Genomic DNA, 23661 nt, shown 5'->3' on the forward strand with positions numbered 1-23661 from the left:
CGTCCGATCGATCCAATAAAATATAGAAGAACCTTGGCAAAAGAGAAAACCAAAGAGACCAAATACGTCGAGACGCCGCTGATGAAACAGTACTACGGCGTGAAAGCGGTGCACGGCGACGCCATCCTGCTGTTTCGGGTGGGCGATTTTTATGAAACTTTCGGCGAGGATGCGATCCGGGCCAGCCGGATACTGGGCATTACGTTGACGCGCCGGGCCAACGGCTCGGCTTCGTTCGTCGAACTGGCCGGGTTTCCGTACCATGCCATCGACACCTACCTGCCGAAATTGGTGCGCGCCGGCGAACGGGTAGCGATTTGCGAGCAGCTCGAGGACCCGAAAACCACGAAGAAGATCGTCAAACGTGGCGTGATCGAATTGGTTACGCCGGGCGTGTCGTATAGCGACAACGTGTTGAACTGCAAGGAAAATACTTTTCTCGCATCGGTTTTTTTTGGTAAGAAGCGCACCGGCGTGGCGTTTCTGGATATTTCGACCGGCGAATTTTATGCGGCCGAAGGCGACGACAAGTATGTCGACAAACTGTTGGCCAACCTGTCGCCGAAAGAGATCATTTACCAGAAAGGGTGCGAAGCCGAATTTACGGAAGCTTTCGGATCGCGGTACTATACCTACCGGCTTGACCCGTGGATGTTCGCCGAAGATGCCGGCAGGGAGAAGTTGCAAACCCAGTTCGGCACCGCTTCGCTGAAGGGATTCGGCATCGACCGGATGCCGGAAGCCATCGTGGCGGCAGGAGCCATTCTTTATTACCTCGAATTTACCGAGCACCGCGATACCAAACACATATCGTCCATCGCGCGGATCGACGAGGACCGCTTCGTGTGGATCGACAAGTTTTCGATTCGGAATCTCGAACTGTTTTCGGCCAACGGCGGCGAGGAGGGCCGTTCGCTGTTCGATGTGCTCGACCGGACTTCGTCGCCGATGGGCGCGCGGATGTTGCGTCGCTGGATATCGCTGCCGCTGAAGGATCTGCGGCAGATCAACCGCCGGCTGGACATCGTGTCGTTGTTTATCGGCGACGCCGCGCTGCGCGAAACGCTTGCCGGAGCCGTCGGCGTGGTCGGAGATCTGGAACGGATCATCTCGCGGATCGCCGTAGGGAGGGTGACTCCGCGCGAGGTGGTGCAGCTCAAAAATGCCCTTTTTGCCGTCGAAAAGATCAAAAATACGCTGGAACGCTCCGGGGCGGAGCCGTTGCGGGAGCTGGCCGACAAGCTCGACCTGTGCCTGCAGGTGCGCGACCGGATCGAGCGGGAGGTCTATCCCGATCCGTCGAACCAGATCCAGAAGGGGGGCGTCATCGCTTCGGGCGTCAACATCGAGCTGGACGACCTGCGTAACGTCGCGGCGCACGGTAAAGAGATTCTCGCCGGTATCCAGCAGCGCGAGAGCGAAGCGACCGGCATCCCGTCGCTGAAGATCAGCTTCAACAACGTGTTCGGTTACTACATCGAAGTGCGCAATACCCACAAGGACAAGGTGCCGCAATCGTGGATACGCAAGCAGACGCTGACCGGAGCCGAACGCTATATCACGTCGGAACTCAAGGAGTACGAGGAGAAGATTCTCGGAGCCGAGAGCCGTATCCTGGTGCTTGAGCAGGAGTTGTTTGCGGCGCTGCTGGCCGAACTGGCGCAGTATACCGCGCAGATCCAGGTAAACGCTTCGGCGATCGCGCGGATCGACTGTCTGCTGTCGTTCGCGTCGCTGGCCGTCGAACGGAACTATTGCCGGCCCGATGTCAACGATTCGTCGGTTCTCGACATCCGCGAAGGGCGTCACCCGGTGATCGAGACGCTGATGAAAGTGGGCGAGGAGTACGTTCCGAACGACGTGCTGCTCGACGACTCGTCGCAGCAGATCATCATCATTACCGGCCCCAACATGTCCGGTAAGTCGGCGCTGCTGCGGCAGACGGCGCTGATCGTACTGATGGCGCAGATGGGATGCTACGTGCCGGCGAAAGAGGCCCGTATCGGGATCGTGGACAAGATCTTCACGCGGGTGGGCGCTTCGGACAACATTTCGCAGGGCGAATCGACGTTCATGGTCGAGATGCTCGAGTCGGCCAGCATCCTGAATAATATTTCGGAGCGCAGCCTGGTGCTGCTCGACGAGATCGGACGCGGGACGAGTACCTACGACGGGATCTCGATCGCCTGGGCGATGGTCGAGTACATTCACCAGCATCCGACGGCGCGGGCGAAGACGCTGTTCGCGACGCACTATCACGAACTGAACGAGATGGAAGAGTTGTACGAACGGGTGAAAAACTACAACGTGTCGGTCAAAGAGGTGAACCGCAAGGTGATCTTCCTGCGGAAACTGGTGCGCGGCGGTACGGAGCACTCGTTCGGTATCCATGTGGCGAAAATGGCCGGGATGCCGGGGCAGGTGACCGAGCGGGCCGCCCGGATACTGAACGATATGGAGTCGGCCCACCGGGGCAAGCTCAAGGACAATAAGAAGAAAGCTCCCACGGTCGCCCAGTATGGAAGCAACGGCATACAGCTCAGTATGTTCCAGTTGGACGATCCGGTGCTCAAGCAAATCCGGGACGAGATCCGGGGGCTGGATATCAATTCGCTGACGCCGCTCGAAGCGCTCAATAAACTGAGTGAGATTAAAAAAATTACGGGGATTTGATTTGTATGACATGATGTTGTTGGCAATTAGTTGATTGTCAGTGAAAAAATGACATTGTTCCGGACATTTTTTCATAGATGCGTGACAAGTTGACAACTTGTTTGGATTCCGGCGCCGGGCATTCGTTTTTTTTAATTTACAGAGTCACAGGACATAGCCGTTCGGGCAGCGTCCTGTGGCTTTTTGTTTGGTATGCGTGGCATATATTTTGAGTATTTTCTTTCCGGAACCGGGAAGAGAGAGCCCGGGTAAGGTTTAAAAGAATGTTTAATAATTTAAAATATTTGGGAGGACAAAACTATGATGCCTGTAAAAAAATCTCAGAATTGGTTACCGGGAATTTTCAACGATTTCTTCGGGAACGAATGGATCGAAAAAGCCAACAGCGCTTCGCCGGCCATCAACATCATCGAATCGGACACGGATTATAAAGTCGAACTGGCTGCGCCGGGAATGACCAAGGATGATTTTTCGGTGAAAATCGACGCCGATAACCAGTTGGTCGTTTCGATGGAGAAAAAAGAAGAACACAAGGACGAGGACAAGAAGGGCAGGTACCTGCGTCGCGAATTTTCGTACAGTCGTTTCCAGCAGGTGATGATCCTGCCGGAGAACGTCGAAAAAGATAAGATCGACGCGAAAGTGCAGAACGGCGTGCTGACCATCGACATTCCGAAAAAACAGGAAGCCGTCGAAGCGAAGAAGGTGAAGGAGATCGCCGTCAAATAACGGCCGGCGGTTTCCCTGTACCGAAAGCGGAGAAAATTTCCATGCGGAAGTTTTCTCCGCTTTCCGTTTTCGGCCGGAGAAGTCGCGGGGCAGGGACGGGAGTGCGGCCGGCCGCGCGATCTGTGCAGGAAGAAGCTGTGGGAGACGGGCGGTCCGCCCCGGAAAAAGATCGGACGGAGACGGAATAATGTATTGCATTTCCGTATTTTAATTATTAACTTCGCCAAAAGGCGGTGTGCGTTTGAATGGGGGCGGGAATTGCCGCGTAAGAATTGACGCTAAAACCTATAAACCTGAAATACGATGAACAATCAAGAACGCATTTCGCGAAGCGAATTTCTGAAACGCTCGTCGCTCGGATTGTGCGCCCTGTTTGTGGGACTCAATGAAAAAGTGTTTGCCGGAAGCGCACCGGCGAAAGCCTTGCCCGAACCGGGCGAACATCTCTATAACTGGGGGCAGGCGTGGCATCCCGAATCGCCGAAACGTCTCAGCGATATCACGCACCACTTGGCGCAAATGGGGCTGTCCGGTCAGCACGGCCGCAACATGCCTACCGTCGACTGGGAATTTCCCGAAGGGCGCGATGAAAAATTGTCGAATAACCGCAAATACGGCTATGCGGCTCTGAGCGTGGCGCGGAATGCTCCGTTGCGTATTCTGCCGGGCGAACTGATCGTCGGGTCGGCCACGCTGCGCGAAGCGGCGCAACACCGCATTCCGGCGCTGAACATGGGCTCGGTCAGCCATACTACCGTCGGATTCGCCAAAGTGTTGCACCAGGGGTATAAGGGGCTACGGGCCGAGATCGACGAACGGCTGAGCCGGGGCGGGCTGGATTCGCACGGAACCGACCTGCTCGAATCCATGCTGATGACTCTCGATGCCGCTGCGCTGTGGCAGCAGCGCAACATCGCTCTGCTCAAGGAGATGAAAGGGAATGCGCCGGACAGCGAACGCCGGTTTTACCAGAATATCATCGATACGCTCGAAAACGTCCCCGAGAATCCGCCGCGTAACTTCCGCGAAGCGGTGCAGTCGCTATGGTCGCTGTACGCTTTTCACCGGTTGATGGGCAACTGGTCGGGGATCGGGCGTTTCGACCAGATGTTGTGGCCTTATCTGGAGGCCGACCTGCAGAAAGGGAAGATCACGCTGGACGAAGCCCGCGAACTGATCGCCCATTTTTGGATCAAAGGAACCGAGTGGATCGGCGAATTCAACGGTTCGGGGGATGCCCAGTTCTATCAGAACATTATCCTCGGCGGGATCGACAAGGACGGGAACGAAGTGACCAATCCGATTACCTACCTCGTCCTGGATGTCGTCGAAGAGTTGCATATCAGCGATTATCCGATCGCCGTGCGTATCGGCGACCATACGCCCGAGAAACTGTTCCGTCGGATTGCCGAGGTGCAACGTTTCGGTGGCGGGATCGTTTCGATGTACAACGAGAATACCGTGATCGACGGGTTGGTGCAGTTCGGCTATCCGCTCGAAGAAGCCCGCGAGTTTACCAACGACGGTTGCTGGGAAGCGATCATTCCGGGCAAGACCGCGTTCATCTATTCGCCTTGCGACATGATGCAGCCGTTGTTCCGCGCACTGAACCTCGATAAGGACGTTCCGCTCGAAGCGGACGATTTCGAAACGGTCTACGGCCGTTTTACGGCGGAACTCGGCCGGGAGATCGACAATCTGCAAAAAGCGCTGGACGGCAGTTGGAACGATCCGAACAACCCCAATCCGCTGGTGTCGATGTTCGTCGAAGGATGCATCGAGAAGGGACGCGGTTATTACGAGCGCGGCCCGAAATATACGGTCAACGGTATCCACTACGGCGGAGTCAGCGATACGGCCAACAGCCTGCTGGTGCTGAAAAAGCTGGTTTTCGAAGAAAATTACATCGGGCTGAACCATTTCGTCAATATCCTTCGTCACAACTGGGAGGGCAACGAGGGCCTGCGGCGACTGGTGCAGAACCGTTTTACGTTTTACGGCAACGACCACGCCGAGGCCGACGATATGATGAAACGGGTGTTCGACGACTATACCTCGATCGTCGGCCGGGTCAAGGAGCGCAACGGACTGAAACGTCCGTGCGGAATCAGTACGTTCGGTCGCGAGATCGACTGGCGGATGGCGCGGCGGGCGACACCCGAAGGCAGTCGCGTCGGGGATATCCTGGCGACGAACTGTTCGCCGACGCCCGGCAGCGACCGCAAGGGGCCGACGGCCGTGCTGAATTCGTACTGCAAACTCGATTTCACCCGCTGTCCGAACGGCGCTACGGTCGAACTGAAAGTCCTGCCCGATTCGGTCAAGGACGAGAACGGGATCGCCGCGCTGGTCGCGCTGGCCAAGACGTTCCGCGAGAAGGGCGGTTTCTACATGCACATCGACGTAGTCGATTCGGCGACGCTGATCGACGCGCAGATGCACCCGGAGAAGTACCCGAACCTACCGGTGCGCGTAGCCGGATGGTCGGCCCGTTTCACGACGCTCTGCAAAGAGTGGCAGGACATGGTCATCCAGCGGACGCAGCAGATCGTGTAACGGGCGATGTTTGTGAGCGGCGATTAAAAACGGTATGTTGTTGATCCGTATTGTTTTAAGTGTCGGGTTAAAAATATTCCGTCGAAGAGACTGAGTGTAAATCGCATAAAAGGCTTTTTTCTTGATAGAAAAAGCCTTTTATGCGATTTTTGTTGACAAAATATTGTTCAAGAAATATTTCGATGCTATATTTGATAGTATAAATACGATATTTTACCTTATTCAATAATCTTAAATTTTACAAAAATGAAAAAGAATTTACTCTTTGCCGTTATGGCTGCCGGCGTTGTCGCTTTTTCTGCGACCGTTTATTTTCAGGGCAATTCCGCTTCTTCGGATCTGCTGCTTGCCAATGTCGAAGCGTTGAGTGGAGATGAAGGGGTGGATGATTGTGATATCTTTACATACGTGCGTGATGCCGTGGAAAATTATTCCGAGCCCACGAGAGTAACTACTTCCTTAAGTACAGGTGGAACAATTGTCGTTACTATTGGAGGAATAGATTTTCCCATCTCTGGAGGTGGAGAAGTCGGTGTTACTAAGACAGTGCGTTATGGGATATGTCCTTCTAAAGACAATAACTGCTGTGCTAAATCACATTTGAGTGTAATACAGGAATTATAATTCATAAATTAATGAAACAATTTCTTATCATCGTGAGCCTGTTTTTACTCGGATGTAATGATTCAGTAAAAACAGGCTTATTGGAGGTCAGCGTTATTGATGTAGCAGAATGTCCTGTTAAAAATCCTTTTCTGAAAGACAGCGTTCCGCATAAATGGCGTTTCGTAAAGCTTGAAACCAGCGATAGCTGCCTTATCGGGCAGATCAAAAAAGTTGCTATTTGTAAGGATCTTATCTTTATTCAGGATGATCAGCATGTTTTCGTCTTCGATTCCGCGGGAGTATTCCGAAATCGGATCGGGCAAAAAGGAAGAGGCCCCAAAGAACAGTTGAGTATCGACGCTTTTTATGTGGATAAAGAACGGGAATTCGTAGGTATTTACGATGCTTTGCTGCACAAAATTTTCCGTTATGCTTTCGACGGCGATTTGATCGAGAAGGTCGATTGCGATAAAGAGTTGGATTTTATTGCGGATTTATGCAAAGCCGACGATAAGCATGTAGTCGTTCAATTCAGGAATGCCAATGATTATCCCAATGAATATGCGGTTTTCAAAGAACGGAACTATGCGTTCCGTTCTTACGCATTGCCTTTTCGTGTCATGAGTGAAATAGCATCCGACGTGGCGAGACCCTCTTTCGGTAAAAACGACGCGACTCTTATGGTCACAGCCGTTTTGTCGGATACTCTGTACGCTTTTTCGCAGGGAAAACTGGTGCCTTCGCTGTTGGTTAAAACAGGCAAAAAAACGATTCCGCAGAAACTGATAGATAACGGAGGGCCTTACACCTGCTATCAGAAAGTGGTTGACAAAGCCCAACGGGAAGGTTATTCCAGCGGAATTGAACGGGTCTGGTTGACCGAGAAGTTCGGTTGTGTGGAATATCACATCTATCGAGGGACAGGGTCATTTTATATGAATAACCAATTGCACGAAATGATATTTCATGCCGTCAATTATCTGATTTGGGATCTGAAGACCCATCGGGCCATTCATTACTCCCCGGCGGGGACGTGGGGCATCAACTTGTTTTATCCCGGCCAAAAAAATTTTTGCACGGCTACCGAAAATGAGTTGGTGAGTTGCATCCCCGCTTACGAGATTGCGGGGATCGACCGGGCGAAGATGGACGGCGACCCGATTTATTCCGATTCCCGGATCCGCGAGATCGTTGATTCGACCGAAGAGAACGACAATCCGGTTATCGTTTATTATCCTTTGGACAGTATCTGATGAAAACGGTGAAAATCGCATGTTTTTTTGAAGAATGACCGAGTTGGTCGGAAACTCTAAATTAAAAGAGATTGTTATTGTGAAGTATGCCGTATTGGTTTTAATATTATTAGCAGTAGGATGTAATCAACCGAACGATCGGGTTCTTTCCGGGGTGACGGTCTTCCGTACGAAAGATTGCCCGGTAAAAAATCCGTTTTTGAAAGACAGTCTTCCCGATAGGTGGAGATTTGTGAAATTAGAGACCTCGGACGATTGTCTGATCGGTCAAATCCAAAAGGTTGCCGTCCATAAAAACTTTATTGTCGTTCAGGATGACAAACGTACTTTGGTTTTCGATTCGACCGGCGCATTCAGAAATCGGATCGGGCAGATCGGCAGAGGTCCCCAAGAACAGTTGAGTATGGGGGCTTTCTATGTCGACGGTCAAGGCGAGTTTATAGGCGTATATGATATTTTGCGTAAAAAGATTTTCCGTTACGGCTTCGATGGAAAATTGCTCGAAAAGGTCGGTTATGCCGAGGAGATGGATTTTATCAAGGATATGTCTCTGGCCGACGATCAGAACCTGGTCGTACTATTCACGAATGCTCAGGATTATCCTAATGAATACGGGGTATTTAAGGCGGGTAATTACGCGTTTCGGGATTATGCGTTGCCTTATCGGGTGACAGGTGCGACGTCATGCGGAGTAGCGCAACCGTCGATGGCTAAAAACAACGGTATGTTCTTGATGACTTCCGTCCTGAACGATACATTATACACGTGGCACGACGGACGCGTAGACCCTTTGTATGTAATACAGACCGGTAAACAAGCGTTCCCTCAAAAGGCGATTGACGATGGCGGTCCCTATGATTATTATCCGGAAGTGGTCAGTAAGGCTCAAAAAAAAGGTTATTCCAGCGGAATCGAACGGGTCTGGTTGACCGAGAAGTTCGGTTGTGCGGAATATCACATCTATCGAGGAACAGGAACGTATTATTTGAATAACGAATTGAAAGAGATTACATTCCATGCCGTCAATTACCTGATTTGGGATCTGAAGACCCGCCGGGCCATTCATTACTCCCCGGCGGGGACGTGGGGGAGCAGTCTGTTTTATCCCGGGCGGAAAACTTTTTGCACGGCTACCGAGAATGCGTTGGTAAGTTGCATCCCCGCTTACGAGATTGCGGGGATCGACCGGGCGAAGATGGACGACGACCCGATTTATTCCGATCCCCGGATCCGCGAGATCGTTGATTCGACCGAAGAGAACGACAATCCGGTTATCGTTTATTATCCTTTGGACAGTATCTGATGAAAACGGTGAAAATCGCATGTTCTCTTTTGGGGATTGCCGGGGTGTGTCTGGGCTGGCCGGGATGCGGGAACGGTGCGGCGTCCGCGTCTCCGGAGATCGAAACCGATACGTTGATCGACTTGGGGAAGTTCCCGATCAGCCGGGATACCGTGTTTAACGTGGTTTACAGAAACGCCGGTACGGAGCCTTTGCAGATCGACCGGATCGAAACGACCTGCGGCTGCCTGTCGGTAGTGAGTCTGCGTCCCCGTCCGCTGGCTCCCGGCGATACGGCTTCGGTGCGTTTGCGCGTACACCCGGTCGTTCCGGGGTACTTCGAGCAGGAGGCCGATTTGATTGCGGAGGGGTACGATCTGCCTGTCAGGATATCGGTAAAAGGATTCGGACAGAACAAATAAAAGCATCGTTTCTATATCGTATTTACGCTACGGCCGGTCGGTTCGGCGTCGGGAAGTGAAGCCGTGGAGATCTCGGATAAGGGGGAAATGACTTTTAATCTATTTGTGGAACGTTTGAAAACGCCTGCCGTGGAAAATGACGTGTAAAAGTTTTGCAGAATGACTTTTTTATGCTACATTTGCACTGCTTTTACGGCTACGGGGTGTAGCTCAGCCCGGTTAGAGTACACGTCTGGGGGGCGTGTGGTCGAAGGTTCGAATCCTTTCACCCCGACAAGTTAAAAATCAACAGGTTAGATTAGGTTTCTAACCTGTTTTTTTATTCTTATTTTTTTATTACTGACGTTTTACTGACGCTATTGCGTAAAACAAATACAAATGAAAACGAACAAAAAATCATCGTAGATACTTAATACATAATGGAAGGTTTATTTCGCTCCGAGAGGAGATGACTGGACGGATGCGGAATTTTCACCTGTTTTATGATAAACTATACTTTTCATAGAGACTGTTCGTCGTTTGTAAATCGGTACTGCACAGCAAGCTACTAAAGCCGGAAGCATTGGAGAAAAATATGATTAAGGTCTGAACTGAATAGAAGAGCTCCAGAATTTGCTGTTCTCGAAGTGTTTTATTGCCTTATTATCAGTTGTTTGATAGTGTGAATCCAAAAGCAAAACACGGAAAATAGAACCGTTGCTTTTTCGTTACCTCGTCCTATTATAAAAAATGTAACAGCCCTATTTATTAGGCTGTTACATCAATTTTAAGGCGTTCCGGAAAGGCGGCGGAATCTTTTTTCGAACTCCTGGCCAGAGCCGGCGTCAGCCGTGTTTTACAGCGGATATTCGTCGAATGCGTAGAGTAGGGTCGACAGGTAGCGTTCGCCGGTGTCCGGCAGCAGGACGACGATGTTTTTCCCTTTGTTTTCGGGCCGCAGAGCGAGTTGCGTCGCCGCCGCCGCCGCCGCTCCGGCCGATATGCCGACGAGCAGTCCTTCTTCGGCGGCCAGCTCGCGGCTGGTGCGGATCGCATCGTCGTTGCTTACGGGGATTATTTCATCCACTACGCCAGCATCGTAAATTTTGGGGACGAATCCGGCCCCGATGCCCTGTATTTTGTGCGGGCCGGGCTTTCCGCCGGAGAGTACCGGTGAGTCCTGCGGTTCGACCGCCACGATCCGGACGGCCGGATTGTGCTTCTTCAACGCTTTCCCGACACCGCTGACGGTTCCGCCCGTTCCGACTCCGGCGACGAACAGGTCTACCTTTCCGTCCGTGTCGCGCCAGATCTCTTCGCCGGTCGTGGCGACGTGGACAGCCGGATTGGCCGGGTTTTCGAATTGTTGCAGGATGATCGCCCCCGGATGCTCCGCTTTCAGCGCTTCGGCTTTTGCGATGGCTCCTTTCATGCCTTCGGCCCCTGGCGTCAGGACGATCTCCGCGCCAAGGGCTTTCAGCAGGTTTCTGCGTTCGACGCTCATCGTGTCGGGCATCGTCAGGATCAATCGGTATTTGCGAACGGCGGAGACGAGCGCCAGGCCGACTCCGGTGTTGCCGCTGGTCGGCTCGATGATGACGCTGCCCGGTTTGAGCAGGCCTTTTTTCTCTGCGTCGTCGATCATGGCCAACGCTATGCGGTCTTTCACGCTGCCGGCCGGATTGAAATATTCGAGTTTTGCAATGATCCGGGCGGGAAGGTCGTGTTTGCTGCCGTATTGGTTCAGTTCGAGCAGCGGAGTGTTGCCGATCAGATCGGTCAGTCGTTTGGCAATTTTTTCCATCGTATTGTTTTTTATGTCGTTTATTCGTTGGGCGGCCGGGCCGCCGAAACATTACAGTCGCAAAACTGCTATTTTCATACCATAAATCGGTTCCGCCGGAAAAATCGGCCGGGGTTCGTATTTTTGACCGGTCAGAGATCCGCGATCGTTTCCGGGTCTCCGCCTTCGGGCGGCCGGGGCGGAATCGTAAACCAGAAAGTCGTCCCTTTTCCCTCCTCGGATTCGACGCCGATTTCGCCTCCCAGTTTGTCGATGATCGTTTTACAGATAGAAAGCCCCAATCCCGTTCCCTGAATGAAAGCGTCGAACTTGGCGAACCGTTCGAATACGTGAGGAAGATTTTCCGGGGCGATGCCCTTGCCCGTATCCGTGACGAAACAACGGATGAGACCGTCGGAGCATTCGTATCCCATCGTGATCGATCCTTCCGTCGTGAACTTACAGGCGTTGCTCAGGAAGTTCGACACGACCTGCGTGAGCCGGTTCCTTTCCGAATGGGTGACGAACGTTCGTTCGGGCAGGTTGCAGATCAATTGCACCGTTCCTTTGAGTCGGAAAAGGTAAATTTGCTCCAGGTTCCGGAACAGTTCGTTCATGTCGATGTCCGAGTAGACGAACTCGAGCTGTCCGGCTTCGATTTTCGACAGGTCGAGGATATCGTTGATCAATTGCAGCAACAGTTCGTTGTTCGTTTCGATAATTTTGCAGAATTCGGCGATCTCTTCGGGATTCCGCGTTTGGGCGATCAGGTTCGAAAAACCGACGATCGCGTTCAGCGGAGTGCGTATCTCGTGACTCATGTTGGCGAGGAACGCCGTTTTGAGACGGTTCGCTTCCTCGGCCCTGTCGCGCAGAACGATCAACTCGTGCGTCATGTTTTTCAGGTCGGTGATATCGCGCCGCAGCCCGGTTATCTTGGTGATCCGTCCGTTCGGGTCGCGTTCGAAAGCTACGCCGTGAATATCCGCCCAACGATATCCGCCTTCCTGTTGGATATTGATTCTAATTTGGTGGTGAATCGTTTCGTCTCCCCGCTCGATCATACCTTGTAGGGCTTCTTTGAAGCGGTTCGCATCTTCCGGATGGATCAGTTTCAGATAAGTTCCGATCGGCAGGCCGTCGCGCAGGAATGCATTTTGGTTCGGCGAAGAGATGATGCCGGTCTGAACGTCGTAATCCCACTGGACGATGCCGCTCGATTTGATCGCCAGATCCGATTTGAAGTTGTAGGCTTTCAACTTTTTTTCCGCTTCGAACGATTCGGTGATGTACTTCCGGGTTCCGACGATTTTCCGGGCCCGTCCGTTCGAATCGCGTTTGAAGGCTTTGGCGGCGATCTGAGACCACTCTTGCTTTCCGGAGGCCTGCTTGAACAGGAAAACGGCGTCGATCGCCTGTGTCGTGCCGTCGATCAGGTGCCCGATCGCTTCGAGGAAAGAGGCCCTGCGGTCGTCGGGCATCAGCACCTGCACGGCTTCCTGCAACGAATACCGGTGTCCGTACAGTACCGATTTATCGCTCGGAGAGGTAAATTCGTCGTTCTCGACGTCGTAAGACCACGGCGTAATGCCCGCGGCGTCGAATGCCAGCTCCAATTGGAGCCGGTACTCCTCTTTTTTCTGTTGCTGCTCGATTTCGTCGCTGATGTTCCGTTCGGTTCCGACGATCCGCACGACGCGTCCCGTACGGGGTGATTTCTGGGCGATGGCGTACGTTTCGTACCATCCGTACTGTCCGTTGCGCATGAAACGGAATACGCCCCGGCGCTTCGGCTCCCTGCCCGAAAGCAGGGCTTCCATGAATTGGTCGAGGTCGGCGCGGCTTTCCGGATGCGCCATGTGTTGAATGACGTCCGGATTGGGCGAACCGTCGGAAAGCGTGTTGCTGTACAGCGACATGAATTTCGCCTCCTCCACATCGTAAATCCATGCGGACAGCGATCCCGCATCAAGGGCGATCGAGAGTTCGTTGCGGATGTTGTCCAGTTCGGTCTCCTTTTTATGCAGGTCGGTCATATCCGCGATGGTCGTGATGATATACCGCGAACCGTCGTCGCGGATCAGCCTCGATTTGGTTGCGACGCCGAACCGGTAGGATTTCGTCTCTTTATCGTACATAACCCGATCGAACACCAGCGGCGTTTCGCTTTCCAGCGCTTTTTCGTCCTCTTCGCGGTATTGCCGGGCTACCGGACTGTCTAGTTCGTAATCGTTCTTACCCAGCTTGACCTCCTTCTCCTCTTTGTAGAAGTCGTTCGCTTTTTTGTTGTAGAACAGGTAGCGGAACTGGTCGTTGGCGTCCTTTACGGATACGCCGACCGGAAGGCTGTGGATGATCGACTGCAGGAAATCTTTCAGCATGACCGCTTTTTTCTCGGCCGCGACCCGTGTCGTCGTATCGTGGACGAAAAGCAGCACCTTGCGGTCTTCGAACGGTACGGAACGGGCCTCGAAGTACAGCGTTTTGTTCCGGGTCGTGGTGACTTCGTAACTGAAATCGCGGGCCTGTTTCGTTTTTTCCGTCGAAGTTACATGGGAAATCAATGTGTCCGCCGCTTCGGAAAATGTCGGAAAGTTTTCTTGCAGACGGTATAGGTTGTTGCCTTTCAGTTCGTCGACCGTCTTGCCGAGCATGATGACCCGGTCGGGATTGAGGATATCGACGATGTTCATCTCCCGGTCGAAGATGACGACCATGTTGGGCATCGATCCCAGCAGGTGCTGCATCTTCTGCGAGTTTTTTTTGTATTGTTGCTCGCGTTTTCTGCGGTAGACCAGCGCGAAGATCGCGCTGGCGGTCAGTAGCAGCAATAGACAGCAGACGAGAGCGACTTCGACCGGATATCTCTCCAATAGCGTGGGGTCGGTGTTGTGCAGTACCGTGTCGGCGGGGAGCCGCGACGGATCGATCCCCATTTTGAGGAGCGTTTTGTAATTGACGTGATGCCGGGGCGACGACGGGGTGGGGCCGAATGCCGGGCTGTTTTCGATCCCTTCGGTCAGTACGCTGTAGGTCAGTCCGGCGATGTCTCGGCCGAGTTCTTTGCCGGAAACGAAGTAGCCCCCGATGTAGTTGGCTTCCGTCAGATCCTGCTCCTGCAGTTGGTACATGTTTTTTGTCGAATGTCGGGTCAGTTCGTTGTGAAGCATCGAATAGGCGTGCGGGTAACGGTTCCGGTCGGTGTACCATCCTCCGGTCAGCAACGCGTAGCTGCTGTCCATCGCGAAGATACTTTTCAGCAGTTCCTGGGTCGACAGCCGGCTGCCGACCAGGTAATCCAGTTCGAGCGGCGGGTGGGAGGCGACCAGTTGCGACAGGTACGGTTCGAAAAAATCGTGCGCGTAACGGTCGTCGTAGCAAAATGCGATGCGGGTGACCTCGGGTTGCAACCGTTTGATAAAATCGATGTTCTCGTTGAAATAATCGGCGTAATAATAACCCGTCACCCGGAAACCGTCGAACGTCGAATCGATGGGGGAGATCTGCCGTATATCGGTTATTTTCTTTTTCTCCCGGGCTACGTAATCGATGTACCCTCTTTTTACCAATCCCAGGACGACCGGAACGTCGCGCCAGGTATCGGGGACGCATTCCCGATAGGTCGTCCATGCTTCCCCGCCGAGGATCACGACCGCTTCGGGCGTTTCGTCGTGCGCCCTGAACATCGAGTTCATCCATGATTTCCACTCCGCCAGTTCGGGCGAATTTTCACAATCCATGTATTCGACGAACAGGTTCCTGTCGGTTTCTTCCCGGAGCGCGCCGACCAGGGACGCGATGACGTGGTTGCCGTTTTCTTTCAGCGGGGAATAGGAGCTGATGACCAGGATACCGTCTTTCGAGCGAGCGGAGCCGTGTATGCAATCGCCTGTCAACAACGCAATACACAGCAGCAGATATATTCTTATACGCATTATCGTCCGAGTTAAAATAGCAATGAACGGTATCTTCCTGTCTGTCGGCGATATCAGTCGGATAGAAAGTATCGTTTAATATAGCAAAGTAATGATTTTTTTTGCATTTTAAAAAATGCGGAAAGGGGGCGTCCGTGTCTTTTTCGATAATTTTCCGCAAATAGGAACGGTTTGTTTATTACCGGAATAAAAAACCGGAACAGTAATCTATACTGTTCCGGTTTTCGAATATGCAAAGTCCGACGGAATTTTCGCCGGTTGCGGACGATTTTACAGTTCCTTAACGCGGATGTTGCGGAACCATACGTTGTTGCCGTGATCCTGCAGACCGATGTATCCTTCGTGGTTTTCACCGCCGCAGTTCAGCAGCAGTTCGTAGGCTTCCGGCCATTTGTCCTTGCTGAATTTGCTGTTGTCGAGCATCTCTTTCCACTTCGGGGTCCACAAGTGGTATTCCACGACCTGCGTACCGTTCTGGAAGTGAGCCACGGTTCCGTCGTATACGAGGATTTTGGCCGTATTCCATTCGCCGAACGGTTTCGAGTTCTGCGGTTTCGCAGGGATCATGTCGTACAGCGAAGCGGACTGGCGGTTGCCGTCGACGCCTAATTTGGCGTCGGGATGGTTCTCGTTGTCCAACACCTGGTATTCCGGAGCGGAGATGTAAATCGGTTGGTTCGGAATCTCCTGAGCCAGGTAGAAAACGCCGCTGTTTGCTCCCTTATCGACTTTCCAGTCGAATGCCAGTTCGAAGTTCTTGAACTTCTTGTTGGCGAAAATGATATCGCCTCCGTCCTTGGCGCCGGCTTCGCCCATGCCCGACTCGTTGATCTTGATGCAGCCGTCTTCGATGGTCCATGCCGAGGGCACGTCGGTACGGTTGTAGCCGCGCCATCCGTCGAACGTTTTGCCGTCGAAGATGGCAACGAAGCCTTCTTCTACGTCGGCAGTCTGGGCTGTGGCCGTGCTGTCGGCCGCGGCTTTCTTATTCGGATTCGATACGCAGGAAGCTGCCATTGCGGCAACGGCCATGCAACTGATAGCACACATTAATCGTTTCATTTTCTTGTCTTCGTGTATTAATTAATAATTCGTTGATTACTTGGGCATGGCCGGCAGTTCCCAGCCGTCGCGGTAATTGTGCTTGATCATCTGTTCTGCAAACTCTTTCGCGTTGAACGGATCGGTGTAGCGTTTGTTGAAGGTCGGGTGCCCGTTGTGGATCGTGAACCCGTCTTCGATCATGATCTGCATCGTTTCGTTCGCGCCGATGTTCTTGAACTTCATCTTTTCGCCGTCCCATTCCAGTTCGCGGTTCAGACCCTGCAGACGTACTGCCAGCACGCCCATTACGACCATTTCGTTGAACGGACCCGCTTCGCTGAAGTCGGACGAGGTCTGTACGCGCGATTGAGGATTCTCTTTGCAGGCGCGGATCCAGTCCTGTTCGTGGCTGGCGGTGATTTCGCGGTTCATCTTCGGAACTTCCGGTTTGCGGCCGGATACCAGCCACGGGTTCACGCCGTAGCAACCGCAGATCAGCGTATCTTTCGTTCCGTAGAAGATAGCGCCGCCGCCGCTGTCGTTCAGCGATTTGCCTGCCGGTACGCCTGCCGGACGCGGCGGGGTCAGACCGCCGTCGTACCAGGTTACTTCCACTTCGGGCATGTTGACTTTCTCTTTTTTCGCACGGGCCGGGAAAACGTATTTCACCATCTGGGCGTTCGGGGCGCAATCGGTCAGCAGGGCCGTCGAACTGCCCTGTACGCGGTCGGGATAACCCAACTGCAGACCTTTGAATACCGGGTGCAGGATGTGGCAGGCCATGTCGCCGAGGGCTCCGGTGCCGAAGTCCCACCAACCGCGCCAGTTCCACGGGGTATAGATTTTGTTGTACGGACGCATCTGAGCCGGTCCGATGAACAGATCCCAGTTCAGCGTTTCGGGAATTTGATCCACTTCGCTCGGGCGCATCAGCCCTTGCGGCCAGATCGGACGGTCGGTGAAGGTGTCCACGCGGGTCACTTCGCCGATCTCGCCGTTCCAGATCCAGTCGCAGACCTGGCGTACGCCGGCTCCCGACGCGCCCTGATTGCCCATCTGCGTAGCTACTTTGTATTTCTTGGCCAGTTTGGTCAGCAGACGCGATTCGTAGACCGAATGGGTCAGCGGTTTCTGTACGTAAACGTGCTTGCCGAGGGTCATGGCTTCGGCGGCGATGATACAGTGGGTGTGGTCGGCGGTAGCCACCAGCACGGCGTCGATGCTCTTGCCCATGTCGTCGAGCATCTTACGGTAATCCCAGTACCGTTTGGCTTTCGAATAGCGGTCGAAAGTTCCTTTCGCATATTGCCAGTCCACGTCGCACAGGGCCACGATGTTCTCCGTTTCCATGTTCGACAGGTTGGCTGCGCCCATGCCGCCGATACCGACGGCCGCGATGTTCAGTTTGTCGCTCGGGGCGGTTTGTCCGGCCGCTTTACCGAAAACGGAACTCGGAACGATGGTCAGTCCGGCCAGGCCGACTGCGCTCGTGCGCAAAAAGTCTCTCCGGGATATTTTTTCTGCCATAAGATATAAAGGTTTTAGTTTGGTTGGTTATGTCGATTATTTAACGAATTTAGCTGCGCTGAGGTATTCGGCGCTCTTTTCGGCGCACTCCATCGGCGGGATGTCGTTGGCTTCGATCTCCACGTAGTAAGCTTCGAGCCCCTGTTTGTAGGCGGCATTGAAGATCGCTTCGAAGTCGATGGTCTGGCTGGCTCCGATGACATTGTCGTCCTTGATGTGCAACAGCGGGAAACGCCCTGCGTATTTCTGGATGTAAGCCGACGGGTTGACGCCGCCCTTGCTGGCCCAGTAAACGTCCAGTTCGAACATCACTTTCTCGGGATCGGTATGTTCGAGCAGGTAGTTCTCGATCACGTATCCGTCCTGTTTGTTGAATTCGTGGGCGTGATTGTGATAGCCGAATTTCAAGCCGGCGGCATTGGCGATGGCTCCCACCTTGTCGAAGTATTCGCAGGTTCTTTTCAGATCGGCTTCCGTCTTCCCGAAATCGATGCCCGGCAGTACGATGTACTTGCCGCCGACGGCAGCCTGCGCGTCGCAAGCCTGCTTCCACCAGTCTTCCCATCCGGCGTCGTATCCGCGGCCGAGGTGCGCTCCGGTGACCCGGATGCCGACGTCTTCGGCCATCTTGCGGAATTCGGCGGGCGTGCGGCCGTAGAATTTACCGTCTCCGTATGAAGCGGTTTCGGCGGCCGAATAACCCATGTCCGATATTTTTTTCAACGATCCGGCGGCGTCTTTGCCCATATCGCCCCCGATCGAATAGAGCTGGAGCCCGATCGTTTTTTTCTTCCCGGCGGCGCTTCCGCTTTGGGCGGCCGACAGGGTCGCTTCGGAAAACAGGGAACCGCCGACCATGGCTCCGGCGGTCAGCAACATTGATTTCTTGAGGAATTCTCTTCTGTCCATAATGGCTTCAAATATTTAGGTTTTGTTTTAAAGTTAGCAAGTTAAGTCGGGTCGTTGAAACTATCAGGCCTTTAACCTATATACATATAGTTGTGTAAAGGTATAAAAAAAAGTTTTTGATGCAAAAAATATTTCGGCATTAATTTAATAAATTTAAAAACGGCCTTTTCTCCGGCCGGCGGAATTTCCGTTTCACATGCGGGATACGGTTCTGCGGGCCGGCGGGCTGGAACATTCGTTCCGGAAAGCGCAAACGTAAAAAACGCAGGCGTTTCGCGGCGGATGCCGGATGCCTGCGTCGTTTTTCGTACGGAGATCGTTAACGGATGTCTATCTCGACTACTTTACTGCCCGGAAGATCGGGAACGTACAGTTTTTTGCCGTCGGTCGACAGCCGGGCCGGCCCTTCGATTCCGACGCCCGGAGTCAACAGTTCGGTCTTTCCCGTTCCGAGATCGTAATAGCCGACTTCCGAATCGACCCAATTGGTGAAATACAGGCGGCCCCCGTCGCCGCTCAGCGCGAGGCCGTCGTACTGTCCCGGACGGTCGAACAACTTGGTGGCTACCGGAGTGGATATGTTGTCGATGCGGTAGATCACGTTATCCTGCGTGGTGACGCCGTCCGGCGGATACGATGCGATATACATCGTGTCGCCCCGGATGACGATCCCGTTCGCTCCGGGTACCGTCACGTAGGGTTTCAGTCCCGCGGTGTCGAGTTGCGACGGCCGGGCGACGTTCAGCGCGTAGATGCTGCCGGTGTTGGTCACCGTCACGTAAAGGGTGTTCCCGTGCAGGGCCATGTCGTTGACGAACAGTTCGCCTTCGGGGAACGGAACGATTTTCGGCTTCTCGTTCGGCGCGGCGAGGTTGTAGACCGCCATTTTGCCGACGTCGGCGATGAACAGGTAACCGTCTTTTACGAGCAGTCCCTTGGGCGCCGACAGCGTGCCGTCGGCCGGAATCAGCACCCGCGAAACCGTGTCGGTGAATTCGAGGATATAGCCTTTACCCTCGGTGTTCAGCGGATTGAACTCGTCGGAGCCGAAGCTGCCGACCAGCAGTTTGCCGTCCAGCGGCAGCGTGGCTTCGCAGAATACGATCTTATCGGTGAGAACGGGCGTTGTCGGCGTTTTTTCTGCGGACGAGCAGGCGACAGCCGCTACGGCAACCGCCGCAAGGAAAATGCGCTTTTTCATAACTTTTATTTTTCGGTAAACGGTTCGTATTGCGAAAACAGATCTCGGAAGTCTTCGTGCTGTGCGGCCAGGTAGGTGTTGAATCCCAGCGAAGCGGCCGTTCGGATGTTGGCTTCGGAGTCGTCGATGAACAGGCTTTCGGCAGGCAGGATACCCGATTCGTCGATCATTTTCCGGTAAATCTCCGGATACGGTTTCACCAGCTTCATCCGGTAAGAGAGGAACAACCGGTCGAAATAGGCGTCGATGGTCAGCCCCTGTTGTTTGAAGCGGTGTTCCATCATGAAGCGCATCATGATCGGGTTCGTATTGCTGAGCATGAAGACCCGGTAGCCCTGCCGGCGCAGGTCGAGCAGCATGTCGAGCTTGTACTGCGGCAGGTCGAGCAGGAAACTGCACAGCGCGTCGTCGATCGCCTGCGGGTCGACCGGGCGTCCGATTTCCCGGATGATCGCGTCGTGGAAATCTTCGGGGCGGATCTCCCCGCGTTCGAGTTGCAGCAGCACGCCGGACTGTTTGTACGGATTGATGAATTCGGCGGCGTTCATACAGCCGATCTGTTCGAATTTGCGGACGGTCGCTTCGATGCTGTAATTGATCAGTACGCCGCCCAGGTCGAATATGATGGTTCTTATCTTTTTCATTGGATTATTCGCTGTTACCGGACAAAGATAGGAAATTTCGAAATAATTCATATATTTGACTTTCGGTAAACCGTATAGACAAAGACATCATGAGCCGCAACGTGTTCGTTCGTATTTTCCGTTTCTACCGGGATGGTTTTCGCGAGATGACCAGCCTGGGGCGGACATTGTGGGCGGTGATCCTCGTCAAACTGTTTATCATGTTCGCGATCCTGCGGCTGTTCTTTTTCCCGGACGTGATGGGAAAATTCGATACCGACCGGGAGCGGAGCGAGTATATGATGGAACGATTGTTGAATACAAATCATTGATATTATGATTCTTACTGCAAATGAGTTGGCGGAGGTGGTGGATTGGTCGCGGGCCCAGTTTGCGATGACGGCCATCTACCATTGGCTGTTCGTGCCGCTGACCCTCGGGCTGGGTTTCATCTGCGCCATCATGGAGACCGTTTACTACCGTACCGGCGATCCGTTCTGGAAACGGACGGTCAAGTTTTGGATGCGCATTTTCGGGATCAATTTCGCGATCGGCGTGGCCACCGGACTGATCCTCGAATTCGAGTTCGGGACGAACTGGTCGAATTACTCCTATTTCGTCGGCGATATTTTCGGAGCGCCGCTGGCAATCGAAGGAATTATGGCCTTTTTTCTGGAAAGTACATTCATCGCCGTGATGTTTTTCGGCTGGAATAAGGTGTCCAGAGGTTTTCACCTTACGGCGACTTGGCTGACGGCCATCGGCGCGAACCTGTCGGCGTTGTGGATTCTGGTGGCCAACGCGTGGATGCAGTATCCGGTCGGAACGGCCTTCAACCCCGAAACGGCCCGCCAGGAGATGACCTCGTTCTGGGATGTGCTGTTTTCTCCGGTGGCGATTAACAAGTTTTTTCATACGGTGACTTCGGGTTATGTGGTGGCCGCCGCGGTGGTTATCGGCATCAGCGCCTGGTTCCTGTTGAAAAAACGCGAGCGGAAGATGGCCCGCAAAAGCATGGCGATCGCTTCGTGGTTCGGCCTGTCCGCTTCTCTATTGTTGGCGATGACCGGCGACGGGTCGGCCGTACAGGTGGCCCGGACGCAACCGATGAAACTGGCGGCGATGGAAGCGCTCTACGACGGTAAGAAAGAGGCCGGACTGGTCGCGTTCGGGATATTGCGTCCGGAAGTGAACAACCGGGAGCTGATCATGTCCAACGAAAGCGCTTTTTATTTCAAACTGGAGATTCCCAAGATGCTGTCGCTGTTGAGTTTTCGGGATGCGGATGCCTATGTCCCGGGCATTAATGACCTTGTATACGGCAATTTCGATCCGTTGATCACTCCGGTCGGCGTGAAGATGGAAGCCGGGCGGGAGGCTGTGCGGGCCATTGAAGATTATCGGGAGGTCATGGCCGGGGGCGATGCGGTCGCCAAGGCCCGTTACAAGGCCCGATTCGATCCTCAGACGGAAGAGGGGGCCAGGTTTTGTAGCTGGGAACTGAAATATCTCGGTTACGCATACCTGAAAAATCAGACGGACGTGATTCCGAATGTGCCGCTGGTGTTCTATTCGTTCCGCGTTATGTTCATGCTGGGCGTCTATTTCATTCTGTTTTTCGCCGGGGTGCTTTTCTTCGTGTACCGGAAGGAACTGTACGACAGGCGGTGGTGGTTCCGCGTGATGATGTGGTCGGTTCCGCTGGCCTATTTGGCTTCGGTTTCCGGATGGATCGTCGCGGAGGTTGGTCGGCAGCCGTGGACGATCCAGGATTTGCTGCCTGTTTCTGCGTCGGTGTCGGATATCGCTCCGGGGCCGGTCAAGGCGACCTTCTTTATCTTCCTCGCACTGTTTACGGTGCTGTTGATCGCCGAACTGATGATCATGTTCAGGCAGATCAAAATCGGGCCTAAACCGGCGGAAACGGCGGAAACGGCGGCCGAAAACGAATTGACGGAATAAAAAAGAGCGATTTTATGGATACGGTATATATTTTTCTGCAACACTACTGGTGGTTTATCATTTCGTTGCTCGGCGCGCTGCTGGTGTTTCTGCTGTTCGTGCAGGGCGGCCAAGGGATGCTCTACCTGATCGGGCGTACCGATACGGAACGCAACCTGATCGTCAACACGCTGGGACGTAAATGGGAGTTGACTTTCACGACGCTGGTCACGTTCGGCGGCGCGTTCTTCGCATCGTTCCCGCTGTTTTACAGCACGAGTTTCGGCGGCGCGTTCTACGTGTGGATGTTGATCCTGTTGGTTTTCGTAATCCAGGCGGTAGCCTATGAATTCCGGCGCAAACCGTCCAATTTCCTTGGCGAGAAAACTTACAACTGGTTCCTGCTGATTAACGGCGTGCTCGGAGCCTTCCTCCTCGGAACGGCCGTGGCGACGCTGTTCACCGGCGCTCCGTTCACGGTCGACCGCGCCAACTTCGGCAATCTGGAAGGTTTCAATACGATTTCGCGTTGGTCCACTTCCTGGTACGGGTTGGATGCGCTGGCCGATCCGCGCAACATCCTGCTCGGCTTGGCGGTGCTGTTCTTGTCGCGGGTGCTCGGCCTGCTCTATTTTATGAACAGCATCGACGACGAAACGATTTTCGCGCGATCGCGGCGTTACCTGAAGTGGAATGCGGGGCTTTTCCTGTTGTTCTTCCTGCCGTTTCTGCTGTTGCTGCTGCTGTCGGAAGGCGCAGCGGTCGATCCCGTCTCCGGCGTGATTTCCGTCGAGCCGTACAAATACCTGCACAACCTGCTGGCCATGCCGCTGGTGCTCGTCGCACTGCTGGCCGGCGTGGTCGGGGTGCTATGGGGTATCGGAGTCGGTATTTTCAGAGGGTGTCGCTGCGGGATTTGGCCTGCCGGAGCGGGAACCGTACTGACGGTGCTCGCGCTGCTGCTGACCGCCGGATACAACCATACGGCCTATTATCCGTCGCTCACCGACCTGCAGAGTTCGTTGACGATCTACAACAGTTCTTCGAGCCGGTTCACGCTTTACGTGATGGCGATCGTGTCGATACTCGTCCCGTTCGTGGCGGGGTACATCTGGTACGTATGGCGCGCGATGGGCCGTAAACGCATCTCCGAACAGGAACTGCAAGAGGAGGGCGACCATCTGTATTGATTTGCGGG

General features: G+C 53.7%; 17 protein-coding genes and 1 tRNA gene. 11 read left to right on the plus strand and 7 right to left on the minus strand.

Translation table 11 applies throughout. From position 1 onward, the window contains the following. Positions 1–81: 81 nt before the first annotated feature. From mutS to PGR91_RS07775, 8 genes are all read left to right on the plus strand, one after another. Entirely contained in the window at positions 82–2673 is a 2592-nt protein-coding gene (gene mutS, locus PGR91_RS07740; protein ID WP_172970802.1) for a DNA mismatch repair protein MutS, read from the plus strand. Positions 2674–2973: 300 nt separating this feature from the next. Next, positions 2974–3402 carry an Hsp20/alpha crystallin family protein gene (locus PGR91_RS07745; protein ID WP_055203750.1) on the plus strand — a complete coding sequence of 143 codons (429 nt, stop codon included), beginning with the start codon at positions 2974–2976 and terminating at the stop codon, positions 3400–3402. A 303-nt stretch (positions 3403–3705) separates the two neighbouring features. Next, positions 3706–5958: a pyruvate formate lyase family protein gene (locus PGR91_RS07750; protein ID WP_055203752.1), complete on the plus strand. Its 2253-nt coding sequence runs from the start codon at positions 3706–3708 to the stop codon at positions 5956–5958. A 246-nt stretch (positions 5959–6204) separates the two neighbouring features. Beyond that, positions 6205–6582 (plus strand): hypothetical protein, encoded by a 378-nt coding sequence (locus tag PGR91_RS07755; protein ID WP_147387384.1) that lies wholly within the window; start codon positions 6205–6207, stop codon positions 6580–6582. 11 nt (positions 6583–6593) lie between these two features. Then, positions 6594–7817 carry a 6-bladed beta-propeller gene (locus PGR91_RS07760; protein WP_118656171.1) on the plus strand — a complete coding sequence of 408 codons (1224 nt, stop codon included), beginning with the start codon at positions 6594–6596 and terminating at the stop codon, positions 7815–7817. Between the two features lie 34 nt (positions 7818–7851). Continuing rightward, positions 7852–9120, plus strand: coding sequence for a 6-bladed beta-propeller (locus PGR91_RS07765; RefSeq protein ID WP_118656173.1), 1269 nt, complete (start codon positions 7852–7854; stop codon positions 9118–9120). Further along, entirely contained in the window at positions 9120–9521 is a 402-nt protein-coding gene (locus tag PGR91_RS07770) for a DUF1573 domain-containing protein (RefSeq protein ID WP_118656175.1), read from the plus strand. The genes PGR91_RS07765 and PGR91_RS07770 overlap by 1 nt, the downstream gene beginning before the upstream one ends. 199 nt (positions 9522–9720) lie before the next feature. Next, positions 9721–9795: transfer RNA gene (locus tag PGR91_RS07775), tRNA-Pro, on the plus strand. Positions 9796–10356: 561 nt separating this feature from the next. On the opposite strand, the gene cysK is transcribed toward PGR91_RS07775, so the two are convergent. The 7 genes from cysK to PGR91_RS07810 form a co-directional block, all read right to left on the minus strand. Next, the gene (gene cysK, locus PGR91_RS07780) at positions 10357–11304 is read right to left on the minus strand and encodes a cysteine synthase A (RefSeq protein WP_101572831.1); all 948 of its coding nucleotides are present in this window, start codon (positions 11302–11304) and stop codon (positions 10357–10359) included. Positions 11305–11435: 131 nt separating this feature from the next. Then, positions 11436–15218, minus strand: coding sequence for an ATP-binding protein (locus PGR91_RS07785; protein WP_118656177.1), 3783 nt, complete (start codon positions 15216–15218; stop codon positions 11436–11438). Positions 15219–15488: 270 nt separating this feature from the next. Further along, positions 15489–16280 (minus strand): 3-keto-disaccharide hydrolase, encoded by a 792-nt coding sequence (locus PGR91_RS07790; protein WP_101572827.1) that lies wholly within the window; start codon positions 16278–16280, stop codon positions 15489–15491. 36 nt (positions 16281–16316) lie between these two features. Continuing rightward, entirely contained in the window at positions 16317–17789 is a 1473-nt protein-coding gene (locus PGR91_RS07795) for a Gfo/Idh/MocA family protein (RefSeq protein ID WP_055204896.1), read from the minus strand. Between the two features lie 36 nt (positions 17790–17825). Continuing rightward, on the minus strand, positions 17826–18698 hold the full coding sequence (locus PGR91_RS07800; RefSeq protein ID WP_259336719.1) for a sugar phosphate isomerase/epimerase family protein: 873 nt from the start codon (positions 18696–18698) through the stop codon (positions 17826–17828). Positions 18699–19017: 319 nt separating this feature from the next. After that, the gene (locus PGR91_RS07805; protein WP_055204898.1) at positions 19018–19899 is read right to left on the minus strand and encodes a hypothetical protein; all 882 of its coding nucleotides are present in this window, start codon (positions 19897–19899) and stop codon (positions 19018–19020) included. Between the two features lie 5 nt (positions 19900–19904). Further along, complete coding sequence (locus tag PGR91_RS07810; protein ID WP_055204901.1) at positions 19905–20543, minus strand: HAD family hydrolase; 639 nt, start codon at positions 20541–20543, stop codon at positions 19905–19907. Positions 20544–20632: 89 nt separating this feature from the next. On the opposite strand from PGR91_RS07810, the gene PGR91_RS07815 reads away from it, so the two are divergent. From PGR91_RS07815 to PGR91_RS07825, 3 genes are read left to right on the plus strand one after another with little or no spacing between them, the layout of a single operon-like run. Beyond that, positions 20633–20854 carry a DUF4492 domain-containing protein gene (locus PGR91_RS07815; RefSeq protein WP_055204903.1) on the plus strand — a complete coding sequence of 74 codons (222 nt, stop codon included), beginning with the start codon at positions 20633–20635 and terminating at the stop codon, positions 20852–20854. Between the two features lie 4 nt (positions 20855–20858). After that, positions 20859–22484 carry a cytochrome ubiquinol oxidase subunit I gene (locus PGR91_RS07820; protein ID WP_118656181.1) on the plus strand — a complete coding sequence of 542 codons (1626 nt, stop codon included), beginning with the start codon at positions 20859–20861 and terminating at the stop codon, positions 22482–22484. Positions 22485–22498: 14 nt separating this feature from the next. Next, a complete protein-coding gene (locus tag PGR91_RS07825; protein ID WP_055204908.1) occupies positions 22499–23653 on the plus strand; it encodes a cytochrome d ubiquinol oxidase subunit II in 1155 nt (384 codons plus the stop codon). Positions 23654–23661: the final 8 nt, after the last annotated feature.

Source organism: Candidatus Alistipes pullistercoris, from assembly GCF_027665465.1.
Lineage (GTDB): Bacteria > Bacteroidota > Bacteroidia > Bacteroidales > Rikenellaceae > Alistipes_A > Alistipes_A hominis.